Below are 11,852 nucleotides of genomic sequence, written 5' to 3' on the forward strand. Positions count from 1 at the left end.
CCAAGGTGTGGGATACAAATGGTAAGCTGCTTGCTGACCTCAAAGGGCATCAGAACTATGTCATGAGTGCAGCATTTAGCCCGGATGGTCAACGCATTGTGACAGCATCTTTTGACCGCACAGCCAAGGTGTGGGATACAAATGGTAAGCTGCTTGCTGACCTCAAAGGGCATCAGAACTGGGTCAGAAGTGCAGCATTTAGCCCGGATGGTCAACGCATTGTGACTGCATCTTTTGACCGCACAGCCAAGGTGTGGCGGGTTAGCGGGTTGGATGAGTTGCTGGCGCGGGGTTGCGACTGGCTGCAAGATTATTTTGTCACCCATCCAGAGGCGCGGGAGAAGTTGTGGGTGTGTCGGGCGAGGGGCTAGTGGGGTGACTCCACCCATAGGTGTCAACAATCACGTTCAAAGGTTTATTCCACGTTGATTTGACCCCACCCCTTAATCCCCTCCCCTTGCTAAGGGGAGGGGAGGTTTTGGCGTTAGACAAAACCGGGGTGGGGTAACGCCAAGGGCGATGGGCAAAGCCCCGCCCTTGGCGATCGCATGGAGGAATCATTTTTGGTGATCGCACATAGGAATCACGTTCAGGCAATGCTTGCAAAGGTATCCGCCGAAGGGCGATCGCTTAACACACTTACACTAGTTAGCTGTAGGCGATCGCTCATGCACAAAGCCGCCAAAGGCGATTGCGCGGAGCGCACTGCCGGAGGCAATCGCTTAACATTTACCCTTTCGGATATCCCACACACAACCCATCGACGCAGATTTTGCTTCTACAATATATTCAAATGAATGCGAAAAAAATATTTGGTTAACAGCAAATGGAAAATGCCAACATTAAGGAAGAGGCTCGTAAATTAATTGAGAGATTACCAGCAAATTCGACATGGGATGATTTAATGTACCAAATTTACGTCCGACAAGTTGTTGAGGCTGGATTAGCTGATAGCAAAACTGGTAAAGTAACCTCCGTACAAGATGTACGGAAAAAATTTGGACTGCCAGAGTGAAAGTTTATTGGACTGAAACAGCTGTAGAAAATAAGCACGGGGATTTATACTTATATCGCTCAAAACTCTCCTCAGTATGCGGCTAGAGTGGTTGATACTATAACCAGACGTTCTTTTGCAATTTGCAAATTTTCCTCTATCAGGTCGAATTGTACCAGAACTTCAAACAGAGCAAATTCGAGAAGTTATTGAAGGTTCATATCGAATTATTTACTACATCAAATCAGAACAAATTGATATTCTTGCTGTCATACATGGTTCGCAACAAATCGTATCTAATCCTATAGATGAGTAAGATGAGTTATGACCAAAGCAGAAGTCTTAGAAGCACTGAAAAAGATGACGACTGAAGAAGGTTTGGAAGTGATTGAAATCGCATCAAAGTTAATTCGTGAAGAAATCACTACAAAATCGAAAGTTCCTCTTCAAAAAGAACTGAGTTTAGCTGAAGCTGCTGAAGTCATGCGTTCTTTTTACGAACAAGGAAGTGAGTTAGTCATTTTCGCTGATCAGGATACACAAGACTTCTATGAATATGAAGATTATGCGTAGAGGTTAAATTGGCTTTTTAATTCTGACCCCACTATTGAAGACGAAATTGGCAAAACCCGCCCGGCAATTATTGTTAACAATGATGAAATTGGCAGTTTACGGCTGAAAGTTATTGTACCAATTACTGGATGGAATGATGCTTTTACTGGAGTGGTGTGGATGGTTCGATTAGAACCCAGCGCTGAAAATGGTTTAAGTAAGCCTTCTGCTGCGGATACATTTCAAGTACGTTCAATCTCGCAGCAGAGATTAGTTCGCCAACTGGGAATTGTGTCAGATGAGCAGATGCAGAATATCAGTAAAGCCTTAGCGATTGTCTTATGCATCAGATTTGCTTGTCAATAGATAAATGCGATACCTCAGAGAATGCGGTTGCTTTGCATGAAGGTACACAGCGCCCGCCAAGGAGCGATGCTCCGGAGGAGCCGCGCAAAGGGCGATCGCCCTTTTTGAGAGGTCAGTTTTGTTTTTGTTACTCCTTTGTGCGGTGAGTAACTTTGTTAAATTAGACTTATCCTCAATTAATGACCAGCATGATAGAAAAAACATCTACATTTCAAAAAGTCATTGAAGCTGTAGAAGCATTAGATATAGATGCTCAGATTTTGCTGATAGATATTATTACCAAACGCCTCAATCAACATAGACGAAATGAGTTGTTAAAGGAAGTTGCACAAGCACAATATGATTATGAACAGGGAAATGTGCGGCGAGGTTCTGTTGCAGATTTGATGGCGGAGTTAGACGATTGAAGAATTTAGTTTGGAGTTCTGCATTTGTTCGGGCTTTTAAACGTTTAGTACGTCAAAATCCACAATTACGTTCTCAAGTTGAAGAAACACTACAAAAACTAGCTGAAGATCCTTTTTATCCCAGTTTACACAGTCACAAACTGAAAGGTGATTTAGAGGGTATATGGTCGTGTTCTATTGACTATAGCAATCGTATCTTATTTCAGTTTGTTAATAACTCAGATTCAGGAGAAGAAGAGATTTTGTTGTTAACTTTGGGTTCTCATGATGATGTGTACTGAATCCAAAGCGCACGTCCCTCTCTGAGGCATCGCATTCTACAAGTTGTAGTAAACTGTAAGCGATGCTTATACACGGATTTGCCAAAGGCGATGTCACAAACTGACCGCCTCCGGAGCGATGCTCCTCCAGAAGCCGCCTAAAGGGTGATTGCACGATGGCGCGGAGAAATCATGTTCAGGCGATCGCGGGGAGTACCCGTCCTGCATGGCGATCGCTCAACATGACTCACAGTAATTAGCTGTAGGGGATGCTCATGCACGAAGCCGCCAAAGGCAATGCTGTCAACGGGAGCCGCTAAAGGGCGATCGCCTGCTCATAGTCTAAACTCCAGTTTTAAGGGTGGAAATGATAAAAATGCATTATTAACTTATATTAACCAAGTTTTAGTGCCTAACTTATGGGAGGGGGCTTGTGTAGTAATGGGTAGTTTACGCACTATTGTTACTATATTGCACCCAACTGAGAACTGCTACAGAAAATTCAACCCCAAGCAAATAGCCGCAACGCTTCCCGCTACACAAATTTCTCCTTGAAGGATTTTATCCCTAACTGATTCCACAGGAATAAGGAGAACTTCTATCTCTTCTGTAATATCTAGCTTTTGTTCTCCGGACTTTATCACATTTTCTGCTAAAAATAAATGTATTTTATTTGTATCTTTGGGAGGGTTGTCATATAGCGTTGCAATTTTTGTGACTTGTTGTGCAATATAACCAGTTTCTTCTTGCATTTCTCGCACAGCTGCGGCTTCCGCAGTCTCTTGTGCAGGGTTGAATCTGCCGGCAGGGAGTTCTAAGAGAAATTCATCTACCGCATATCTATATTGGCGTACAAAAACAATCTCTCTGCTGCTGGTAATAGGTAATATTACTGCAATCTCTGGTCTAATATTTACAAAATAATCATCTATAATTCTACCATTCGGTAATTGTATTTCATCTTGTCTGACTTGGCACCAGGCATGATTCAAGACCATTTTGGAGCGCAAAAGCTTCCATTTTTGTAAGTTTGTCATGGAGAAAGTGGATACCAAAATATGTAAAAAGGTAATAGGAAAAATTTAGAATTGTAAAAAAGTATAACAGAGACTCAATGTGGGTAAAAAACTGAACTAAGCTTTGATGTCAAAAAGAACGCGAAGTTACCGTAATATCATGCATAACCATGCAAATACAAGTAGAAATATTTACCGTAAACAAGCGCTTTCCTTTGACCATCAGTCGCGGCACAACGGCACAAACGACGAATGTATGGGTAAGGATTTCGCACGATGGGATTGAAGGCTGGGGGGAAGCATCGCCATTTACTGTGGGTACCCGTCCGCAATCAACTGAGAGCATAAAAGATGCTTTGCTGCAAGTCGCACCTTCTTTGCAAGCATTCAGCCCATTACAACGGCAGGAAATTGAGCAAGTGTTAACAAAAGCGCTTGTTCCCTCATCTGTAAGGGCGGCGCTGGATGTAGCTATGCATGACTGGTTGGGAAAGCGTGTGGGGTTACCTCTGTGGCAGATGTGGGGACTGGATCGCAACGCCATAGTACCAACTTCAGTAACGATTGGTATCAATTCGCCAGAAGGGGCTAGGGCTAGGGCGCGGGATTGGTTGCAATTTACTGATGTCCGTGTTTTGAAGGTAAAGTTGGGTAGTCCGGATGGCATTGCCGCAGATCAGAAAATGTTAATGGCAGTGCGAGAAGAAGCACCAGCGTTAGAGTTGTACGTTGATGCAAACGGGGGTTGGAGTTTGAAAGATGCAGTACTTATGTGCAATTGGCTTGCCGATATAGGTGTAAAGTATGTAGAGCAGCCACTGCCAAGAGGGCAGGAAGAAAATTTATTGGAACTGAAGAAGCGAATTCCTCTACCTATTTTTGTCGATGAAAGTTGCTTCAATAGCTCCGATATTCCCAAATTGGCAAACTGTGTGGATGGAATTAATATCAAACTCATGAAATCAGGGGGCTTAACCGAAGCAATGCGGATGGTACATACAGCGCGGTCACATAAGTTACAAGTGATGTTCGGTTGCTATTCCGACAGTACGCTAGCCAATACAGCCTTCTCACAACTTGCACCATTAGCTGACTATCTCGATTTGGATAGTCACCTGAATTTAATAGATGACCCTTTTATAGGTGCATTTGTACAGGACGGGAGAATTTTACCAAACGATTTACCAGGATTGGGGGTACAACGCAGTGCGTCTGGCGCTTAATCAACGGATCGCTATCCTATTGCATGAGGGAATCAAGGGACCTCACGGCAAAACCGGGCTGTCAATTTTACGCTATGCTGAAGCCCCAATCGTAGCAGCGATTGACCGCGAGTGTGCGGGCAAATCCTTGACCGAATTAACAGGTATCAAGCGTGATGTGCCGATAGTCTCATCGGTTGCAGCAGCACTGGAGTACAAACCGGAAGTTTTAGTTATTGGCATTGCTCCCAAAGGCGGCGCTTTGCCAGATGATTATTGGCATGAACTCAAGGACGCTGTCAAAGCTGGGATGTCGGTGGTGAACGGCTTGCACACACCTCTAGCAACCATACCAGAGTTAAAGACACTGCTGAAACCTGGGCAAGTTATTTGGGATGTGCGCAAAGAACCATCGAATATAGGTGTTGCTAGCGGTATGGCACGCACTCTTCCCTGTCGGCGGGTTTTGACTGTGGGTACTGATATGGCAGTTGGCAAAATGTCAACTAGCCTAGAGTTACATTGGGCGTCACGGCTGCGAGGTTGGCATACTAAGTTCCTTGCCACAGGTCAAACTGGTTTGATGTTAGAAGGGGATGGTGTGCCATTGGATGCCGTGCGGGTAGACTTTGCCGCCGGTGCTGTGGAACAAATGGTCATGCGTTATGGTAAAAATTACGACATTCTGCACATTGAAGGACAAGGTTCGCTGCTGCACCCCGGTTCCACAGCAACGTTACCGTTGATACGTGGTTCGCAACCAACACAGTTGATACTGGTACATCGTGCCGGACAAACTGAAGTCAGGAATGTTGGTGTTTCAATTCCGCCCTTGGCAGAAGTGGTAAGGCTTTACGAAATGGTCGCCAGTGCAGGTGGTGCCTTTGGACTTGTACCTGTGGTAGGTATCGCTCTTAACACGGGTCATCTGGATGAATCACAGGCATTGGATGCGATCGCCCAAACCGAGGCTGAAACTGGTCTACCTTGTACCGATCCAGTCCGGTTTGGCGCAGGTAAGTTGTTGGATGCTGTGATGCAGGGGTGAGGTTTTTTGCCTCATACGCTGACCTCTCCCCTAACCCCTCCCCTAAGAGGGGGAGGGGAATAAAAAACTCCCCCTTCCCTACTAGGGAAGGGGGTTGGGGGGTTAGGTCTCTTGAGAACACGCTTTGTAAATACGCATCAAAACTTTATCAAGTTCCTGCCTCACTTCTTCATTTTTAATTCTTAACAAACGTAGTCCCCGTGCTGACAAAACCTTGTCACGTTCTGCATCGTATTCAACTTGTTGTTCGTGAATTTTTCCATCTAGTTCTATCACTAATGCAGCAGCGTGACAGTAAAAATCTGCGATAAATCCATCAATAATCTGCTGACGGCGAAAGTGAAAACCATTCAAACGATTTGCACGAAGATGTTGCCAAAGAATTTTTTCTTCTGGTGTCATTTGGTGACGAAGTTCTTTGGCACGTTGTAGTTTTGCAGAGGTTATGTTTTGTCCGATAACTATATTGCGAGTTCCCTCTTTTTTCGGTGGAGAGGGTTGCTTTTGTGTGGGGTTATTCATTCAGTAAGCATCATGATAAATTTGTCTGTTTTATCATGGCTGACCTCGGTGTGACCTCTCCCCTAACCCCTCCCCTAAGAGGGGAGGGGAATAAAGAACTCCCCCTTCCCTACTAGGGAAGGGGGTTGGGGGGTTAGGTTTTTCGCTTATGTAAGAGGGTGCGATCGCCCTGCTTATATTAAAGCCGCGATGCCCCTTCGGGGCTGCGCTCTGCGCCATCGCCCAAAGGCGGGCAATCCGTGCGATTGGCTTTGCCACTGCCCCGAATCGCGATCGCGCTGCCATTTCTGCCACCCATTTATCATTTGATTTATCTAGTATCAACAGTTTCAAAATAAGTGTTTATACTGGGTACATGAAATAACAATTATAGATATATTGCTAGTTAATCGTAATGACAAAACTCATGCAATTCCTCTATAGAAACAGGAGCTTTATAAATATTGTTTTCAGTTTCATAAACAGCTTCAAAGGAATCAATAGCATCTTTTAACTTACGAATTGCATCTTCTTGGGTAACTCCCTGTCCTACCAGTCCATTTTCTAGGCATAAAGCAACCCAATAACCTGCACTTTGTCTAAGTACCGATGTGTAGAATTCCATAGAATGTTACCTGTTGATTTGACAGTAAAAGGTGGGCATTGCCCACCCTACTTTGATTATCGAGTACGCAACGAACCAGATGGAATTCCCAAAATATCCTCAATTTTGGGCATCTCTTCCAACGAAATCACTCGTCCTTCATCCTCAAAACCGGCAATTTGATCAAAGTTTAAATACTGATACAAATCATCAGCAAAAGGATGAATTTTATTCGCCACAATATCCAGATATTCCTGCACAGTGGGAATCCTTCCTAACAGCGCACAAACTGCTGCTAATTCAGCTGAACCGAGATAAACTCGCGCCTGATTACCCATGCGGTTGTTGAAGTTGCGCGTTGAAGTTGAAAACACAGTTGTACCATCAGCAACTCGCGCCTGATTACCCATGCACAAACTGCAACCAGGCATTTCTGTCCGCGCACCTGCAGCACCAAAAATGGCATACACACCTTCTTCTTTGAGTTGGTGTTCATCCATGCGAGTTGGCGGAGAAATCCACAGGCGAGTCTTCACTGAACCTGCACCTTCTAACACCTTACCCATTGCGCGATAATGACCAATATTTGTCATACAAGAACCGAGGAAAACTTCTTGCACCGGATCATTAGCAACTTCCGATAATAATTTCACATTATCGGGGTCATTGGGAGCAGCAACGATGGGTTCTTTGATTTCGTTCAAATCAATTTCGATAATTTCTGCGTATTCTGCGTCCGCATCGGCTTCCAAAAGCACAGGGTTAGCTAACCACTCTTCCATTTTGGCGACACGACGCAGGATGGTACGGGTATCTTGATAGCCGCGTGCTACCATGTTCTTCAACAGCGCTACGTTGGAACGCAGATATTCGGAAACTGTCTCAACACTCAGCTTAATCGTACAACCTCCACAAGAACGTTCGGCGCTAGCGTCGGTAAGTTCAAAAGCTTGCTCAACTTTCAAGTCTGGCAAACCTTCTATTTCCATTATCCGCCCAGCGAAGACATTTTTCTTATTCTGCTTCTCTACCGTCAGCAAACCTTTTTGAATTGCTACGTAGGGAATGGCATTCACAACATCTCTCAGAGTAACACCGGGTTGCAATTCACCTTTGAACCGCACCAAAACAGATTCTGGCATATCCAAAGGCATGACACCCAACGCCGCCGCAAACGCTACCAACCCGGAACCAGCGGGGAAGGAAATGCCTAAGGGAAAACGGGTGTGGGAGTCGCCACCAGTTCCGACGGTGTCAGGAAGTAGCATCCGGTTTAACCAAGAGTGGATGATACCATCACCAGGGCGTAATGCGACACCGCCACGAGAGGCGAAAAAGTCGGGTAATTCGTGATGAGTTTTGATGTCAACTGGTTTGGGATAAGCTGCGGTGTGGCAGAAACTCTGCATCACCAAGTCTGCACTGAAACCGAGACAAGCAAGTTCTTTCAATTCATCGCGAGTCATCGGTCCGGTGGTATCCTGGGAACCAACTGTTGTGATGATCGGTTCGCATGATGTACCGGGACGCACACCGGGTAAGCCGCAAGCTTTACCCACCATTTTCTGTGCTAAGGTGTAGCCTTTGCCTGTATCAGCGGATTGCTGGGGACGGGTAAAGAGTGCGCTGGGTTCTAAACCAAGTGCAAGTCTTGTTTTATCGGTGAGAGTGCGTCCGATAAGTAACGGAATACGTCCCCCGGCGCGGACTTCATCTAAGATGGTGTCAGGTTTCAGGGTGAAGGTGGAAATCACTTCGCCAGCTTCATTGGTGATTTCTCCTCTGTAGGGGTAGATGGTAATCACCATGCCGGTTTCCATCTTGGTGACATCGCATTGGATAGGCAAAGCACCAGCATCTTCGGCGGTGTTGAAGAAGATAGGCGCAATAGAACCGCCTAAAATATATCCGCCCGCCCGCTTGTTTGGTACATAGGGAATATCATGCCCCATGTGCCATAACACGGAGTTAATTGCCGACTTACGCGAGGAACCAGTACCTACCACATCTCCTACATATGCTACGGGATACCCCTTTTTCTTCAACTCAGCAATGGTTTGCAGCGCACCAGGCATTTTGCTTTCCAACATTGCCAAGGCGTGTAAGGGGATATCCGGACGAGTCATAGCCTGGGGTGCGGGGGATAAGTCGTCGGTATTCGTCTCGCCAGGAACTTTGAAAACAATGACGTTGACGAATTCTGGTATCGTCGGACGAACAGTGAACCACTCGGCTTCTGCCCAAGAGTCTATTACGCGCTTGGCGAAGGGATTGGTTTTGGATAATTCCAAAATATCGTGGAAGGCGTCATACACCAGCAAGATTTTGCTTAATGCCACTGCGGCGTATGCTGCTATAGGTTCCTTTCCTTGTCCGCCCATCACCAGAGGTGTTTCGGAAGATAACGATACGGATACGGTGGGCGTTTGCAGCAGTTCGATTAATGATTGGACGTTGTAGCCACCCACCATTGTGCCTAACAATTGCACTGCTTCGATGGGGGAAATTAAGGGGCTGGTGATTTCCTCTTTGGCAATGCCGGTGAGAAACCCAGCTTTGACGTAAGCTGCGGGATCGACTCCAGGGGAAACGCGATCGCGCAACAATTCCAGTAATGTATCCTCTTCACCCGCAGGCGGATTTTTCAGTAATTCGCACAGTTCAGATGTTTGATTTGCATCTAAAGGCAGGGGGGGAATTCCTAGTGCGGCTCTTTCAGCAACGTGTCTGCGGTATGATTCGAGCATTATCTTCTCCAAGTAGTCAGCCAAAAATTTATTCTGTGTTTACAATCACTCCCCATTCTTTATGGGTCGTTTTTCCAGATTGTCGAGAACGGGCAACAAGTCTCCCTTGGTTAAGTTTTTTGTCTAGCAAGGACTTATAATTATCACTGGTTAGCGCCCTAGCTAGTCAAGTTCTTTCCAGTTAGCTATGATTGCTGGCGATTCTTTATTGAGTTGTCCACCTATTTATAAGATAGGATATTTGACTTATCCGTTGCATAACACCGCTATTGTATATGCCCGAAACTTACACCGTTGAAATTAACCACCAAGGCAAAACTCATACTTTGCAAGTCAGCGAAAATCAAACCATCCTATCAGTTGCCGATGCAGCTGGTTTAGAGTTACCGAGTTCCTGTCATGCTGGTGTTTGCACGACTTGCGCTGCCCAAATTGTCTCTGGGACTGTGGATCAAAGTGATGGTATGGGCGTGAGCCCAGAACTGCAAAAACAAGGTTATGTATTGCTTTGCGTCGCTTATCCTCGTTCCGATTTAAAAATTGAAACCGAAAAAGAAGAAATTGTTTATCAGTTGCAATTTGGTAAATAATGTAGAGACGCTTTCATTCAGGGCGTCTTTAGATAAGTCAGGAGTAAAATAATGACAACCCATTTTATTACCGCAGAAATTGACCTACAAGAAACTCCCACAGAACTGCAAAAAGTCATTGAAGCAGAGTTGAAAAAACAGGGAGAACCTTTGCGGTGGGCAATTACATCTGTGGATGTTGAACAACAAGCATGCACTGTTGAAGCTGTTGTCACCACAGAAAGCTAATAGCAAATAGTGTATTTTAACGGTTAGTAGTTAGTCGATAGTTGATAGTAAAAACAACTAAGAACTAACAAATGTACAGACGCGCCATGGCTAACAAATGTAGAGACGCGCCATGGCGCGTCTCTACAACTAACAAATGTACAGACGCTTTCATGAGAGCGCGTCTCTACAACTAACAATTTCTTTTGACTTTAAATTTTTGAATTTATTTGTGCGTCCATATACCGCTATCTTAATTGTACCTACTGGCGTTGGAGCAGCCATCGGGGGTTATGCAGGAGATGCATTGCCAGTTGCAAAGGCTTTCGCACAGGTTTGCGATCGCCTGATTACTCACCCTAATGTCCTCAACGGTGCCAGCTTATACTGGAATCTGCCCAACACTTTCTACGTTGAAGGTTACGGGCTTGACAAATTTGCCGCCGGATGCTGGGGTTTGCGTCCAGTTCACCAAAATCGCATAGGTTTAGTTCTTGATCAAGCAATTGAACCAGAGTTACGGTACAGACACCTGCAAGCAGCGGATGCAGCTAGAGCAACTCTAGGATTATCGTTAACAGATTATGTCATAACTGACGCACCGTTAAATGTAGAATTACGGCAAGCAACTTCCGGGGCAAGTTGGGGAACAATAGGTAACCCAGATAGTTTGTTACGGGCGGCGGAAGTCCTGATTAAGAGGGCGGGGGCAGAGGCGATCGCCGTAGTTGCTCGTTTTCCCGATACTCTTGATGAACAGACAGACCAAAACTACCGCCACGGAAAAGGAGTCGATCCCATCGCTGGTGCAGAAGCCGTAATCAGCCATTTGGTAGTGCGAACATTTCAAATTCCTTGCGCCCATTCTCCCGCCTTCTTTCCCCCATCTCTAGATCCAAATTTATCTCCTCGTTCGGCTGCCGAAGAATTAGGCTATACTTTTTTACCAAGCGTGCTTGTTGGTTTGAGCCGCGCACCCCAGTTTATTCCCAAAGCGTCTGATAAATTGTCTGAATTTAGTGACATTTGGGCAAACCAAATTGATGCCGCGATTGTACCAGCAACTGCTTGTGGCAGTAGCGCCTTGCTCAGTTTAAGTCACAGTAAGCGATGTCAAATTATTACCGTGGAGGAAAATCAGACTCAAGTACGAGTTCGTCCCGAACCTTTAGGGATAAAATCAATACAGGTAAACTCTTATTTAGAGGCAGTAGGTGTATTAGTTGCTCTGAAAGCAGGCATTAACCCATCTGCTCTTAGCCCAAATATATCTCCTTTACGGTCATTAGTTCATAGTCAATAGTCTCCCTCATCTCCCTCATCTCCCTCATCTCCCTCATCTCCCTCATCTCCCTCAT

General features: G+C 45.4%; 18 protein-coding genes and 1 pseudogene. 12 read left to right on the forward strand and 7 right to left on the reverse strand.

Going from position 1 to position 11,852, the window contains the following annotated elements; translation table 11 throughout:
- Positions 1-371, forward strand: a 371-nt coding sequence (locus tag ACM0OZ_RS45975; RefSeq protein WP_414589656.1) for a WD40 repeat domain-containing protein, incomplete at its 5' end; no start/stop codon positions are given.
- Between the two features lie 218 nt (positions 372-589).
- Here the strand turns inward: ACM0OZ_RS45975 and ACM0OZ_RS45980 are convergent.
- Entirely contained in the window at positions 590-754 is a 165-nt protein-coding gene (locus ACM0OZ_RS45980) for a hypothetical protein (protein WP_414589657.1), read from the reverse strand.
- A 72-nt stretch (positions 755-826) separates the two neighbouring features.
- Here ACM0OZ_RS45980 and ACM0OZ_RS45985 point away from each other — a divergent pair, with 72 nt between their 5' ends.
- The 6 genes and pseudogenes from ACM0OZ_RS45985 to ACM0OZ_RS46010 all read left to right on the forward strand — a co-directional run bounded on the left by ACM0OZ_RS45985 (position 827) and on the right by ACM0OZ_RS46010 (position 2,600).
- Entirely contained in the window at positions 827-1,015 is a 189-nt protein-coding gene (locus tag ACM0OZ_RS45985) for a hypothetical protein (RefSeq protein WP_414589658.1), read from the forward strand.
- A 115-nt stretch (positions 1,016-1,130) separates the two neighbouring features.
- On the forward strand, positions 1,131-1,310 hold the full coding sequence (locus ACM0OZ_RS45990) for a type II toxin-antitoxin system RelE/ParE family toxin (protein WP_414589659.1): 180 nt from the start codon (positions 1,131-1,133) through the stop codon (positions 1,308-1,310).
- An 8-nt stretch (positions 1,311-1,318) separates the two neighbouring features.
- A complete protein-coding gene (locus ACM0OZ_RS45995; protein WP_414589660.1) occupies positions 1,319-1,567 on the forward strand; it encodes a hypothetical protein in 249 nt (82 codons plus the stop codon).
- 21 nt (positions 1,568-1,588) lie between these two features.
- Positions 1,589-1,912 (forward strand): annotated as a pseudogene (locus ACM0OZ_RS46000) (type II toxin-antitoxin system PemK/MazF family toxin); the annotation flags it as partial.
- Positions 1,913-2,100: 188 nt separating this feature from the next.
- Entirely contained in the window at positions 2,101-2,319 is a 219-nt protein-coding gene (locus ACM0OZ_RS46005; protein WP_096570477.1) for a hypothetical protein, read from the forward strand.
- Positions 2,316-2,600, forward strand: a complete 285-nt coding sequence (locus ACM0OZ_RS46010; protein ID WP_414589661.1) for a type II toxin-antitoxin system YafQ family toxin — start codon at positions 2,316-2,318, stop codon at positions 2,598-2,600. The genes ACM0OZ_RS46005 and ACM0OZ_RS46010 overlap by 4 nt, the downstream gene beginning before the upstream one ends.
- 137 nt (positions 2,601-2,737) lie before the next feature.
- Here the strand turns inward: ACM0OZ_RS46010 and ACM0OZ_RS46015 are convergent, their stop codons facing one another.
- Positions 2,738-2,860 carry a hypothetical protein gene (locus tag ACM0OZ_RS46015; protein WP_414589662.1) on the reverse strand — a complete coding sequence of 41 codons (123 nt, stop codon included), beginning with the start codon at positions 2,858-2,860 and terminating at the stop codon, positions 2,738-2,740.
- 210 nt (positions 2,861-3,070) lie between these two features.
- Complete coding sequence (locus ACM0OZ_RS46020) at positions 3,071-3,616, reverse strand: NUDIX hydrolase (protein WP_414589663.1); 546 nt, start codon at positions 3,614-3,616, stop codon at positions 3,071-3,073.
- Positions 3,617-3,765: 149 nt separating this feature from the next.
- Here ACM0OZ_RS46020 and ACM0OZ_RS46025 point away from each other — a divergent pair, with 149 nt between their 5' ends.
- Together ACM0OZ_RS46025 and ACM0OZ_RS46030 are read left to right on the forward strand one after the other, a co-directional pair.
- Positions 3,766-4,818, forward strand: coding sequence for a dipeptide epimerase (locus ACM0OZ_RS46025; RefSeq protein WP_414589664.1), 1,053 nt, complete (start codon positions 3,766-3,768; stop codon positions 4,816-4,818).
- A complete protein-coding gene (locus ACM0OZ_RS46030; RefSeq protein ID WP_414589665.1) occupies positions 4,802-5,845 on the forward strand; it encodes a DUF1611 domain-containing protein in 1,044 nt (347 codons plus the stop codon). Before ACM0OZ_RS46025 ends, ACM0OZ_RS46030 begins: the two co-directional genes overlap by 17 nt.
- 102 nt (positions 5,846-5,947) lie before the next feature.
- Here ACM0OZ_RS46030 and ACM0OZ_RS46035 read toward each other — a convergent pair whose 3' ends face one another.
- Genes ACM0OZ_RS46035 through acnB form a run of 4 tightly spaced genes read right to left on the reverse strand, consistent with a single transcriptional unit; the run spans position 5,948 to position 9,697 of the window.
- A complete protein-coding gene (locus tag ACM0OZ_RS46035) occupies positions 5,948-6,367 on the reverse strand; it encodes an endonuclease domain-containing protein (protein WP_414589666.1) in 420 nt (139 codons plus the stop codon).
- A gap of 33 nt (positions 6,368-6,400) precedes the next feature.
- The gene (locus ACM0OZ_RS46040; protein ID WP_414589667.1) at positions 6,401-6,700 is read right to left on the reverse strand and encodes a hypothetical protein; all 300 of its coding nucleotides are present in this window, start codon (positions 6,698-6,700) and stop codon (positions 6,401-6,403) included.
- Positions 6,701-6,752: 52 nt separating this feature from the next.
- Positions 6,753-6,971, reverse strand: a complete 219-nt coding sequence (locus ACM0OZ_RS46045; protein ID WP_414589668.1) for a type II toxin-antitoxin system HicB family antitoxin — start codon at positions 6,969-6,971, stop codon at positions 6,753-6,755.
- A gap of 56 nt (positions 6,972-7,027) precedes the next feature.
- Positions 7,028-9,697 (reverse strand): bifunctional aconitate hydratase 2/2-methylisocitrate dehydratase, encoded by a 2,670-nt coding sequence (gene acnB, locus ACM0OZ_RS46050; RefSeq protein WP_414589669.1) that lies wholly within the window; start codon positions 9,695-9,697, stop codon positions 7,028-7,030.
- Positions 9,698-9,972: 275 nt separating this feature from the next.
- On the opposite strand from acnB, the gene ACM0OZ_RS46055 reads away from it, so the two are divergent.
- The 3 genes from ACM0OZ_RS46055 to ACM0OZ_RS46065 all read left to right on the forward strand — a co-directional run bounded on the left by ACM0OZ_RS46055 (position 9,973) and on the right by ACM0OZ_RS46065 (position 11,797).
- On the forward strand, positions 9,973-10,287 hold the full coding sequence (locus ACM0OZ_RS46055) for a 2Fe-2S iron-sulfur cluster-binding protein (RefSeq protein ID WP_073627847.1): 315 nt from the start codon (positions 9,973-9,975) through the stop codon (positions 10,285-10,287).
- Between the two features lie 51 nt (positions 10,288-10,338).
- Complete coding sequence (locus ACM0OZ_RS46060; RefSeq protein WP_198940827.1) at positions 10,339-10,515, forward strand: hypothetical protein; 177 nt, start codon at positions 10,339-10,341, stop codon at positions 10,513-10,515.
- Between the two features lie 211 nt (positions 10,516-10,726).
- Positions 10,727-11,797, forward strand: coding sequence for a DUF3326 domain-containing protein (locus ACM0OZ_RS46065; RefSeq protein ID WP_414589670.1), 1,071 nt, complete (start codon positions 10,727-10,729; stop codon positions 11,795-11,797).
- Positions 11,798-11,852: the final 55 nt, after the last annotated feature.

Origin of the sequence: Scytonema sp. PCC 10023, from assembly GCF_963920835.1 — a bacterium.
Classification (GTDB): Bacteria; Cyanobacteriota; Cyanobacteriia; order Cyanobacteriales; family Nostocaceae; genus Kalymmatonema.

What these genes read in the sequence shown, in the direction of transcription:
- ACM0OZ_RS46005 (WP_096570477.1), top strand. Translation starts at nt 2,101, where the DNA reads ATGATAGAAAAAACATCTACATTTCAAAAAGTCATTGAAGCTGTAGAA.
- acnB (WP_414589669.1), bottom strand. Translation starts at nt 9,697, where the DNA reads ATGCTCGAATCATACCGCAGACACGTTGCTGAAAGAGCCGCACTAGGA.
- ACM0OZ_RS45985 (WP_414589658.1), top strand. Translation starts at nt 827, where the DNA reads ATGGAAAATGCCAACATTAAGGAAGAGGCTCGTAAATTAATTGAGAGA.
- ACM0OZ_RS46025 (WP_414589664.1), top strand. Translation starts at nt 3,766, where the DNA reads ATGCAAATACAAGTAGAAATATTTACCGTAAACAAGCGCTTTCCTTTG.
- ACM0OZ_RS46035 (WP_414589666.1), bottom strand. Translation starts at nt 6,367, where the DNA reads ATGAATAACCCCACACAAAAGCAACCCTCTCCACCGAAAAAAGAGGGA.
- ACM0OZ_RS46020 (WP_414589663.1), bottom strand. Translation starts at nt 3,616, where the DNA reads ATGACAAACTTACAAAAATGGAAGCTTTTGCGCTCCAAAATGGTCTTG.
- ACM0OZ_RS46045 (WP_414589668.1), bottom strand. Translation starts at nt 6,971, where the DNA reads ATGGAATTCTACACATCGGTACTTAGACAAAGTGCAGGTTATTGGGTT.
- ACM0OZ_RS46060 (WP_198940827.1), top strand. Translation starts at nt 10,339, where the DNA reads ATGACAACCCATTTTATTACCGCAGAAATTGACCTACAAGAAACTCCC.
- ACM0OZ_RS46055 (WP_073627847.1), top strand. Translation starts at nt 9,973, where the DNA reads ATGCCCGAAACTTACACCGTTGAAATTAACCACCAAGGCAAAACTCAT.
- ACM0OZ_RS45995 (WP_414589660.1), top strand. Translation starts at nt 1,319, where the DNA reads ATGACCAAAGCAGAAGTCTTAGAAGCACTGAAAAAGATGACGACTGAA.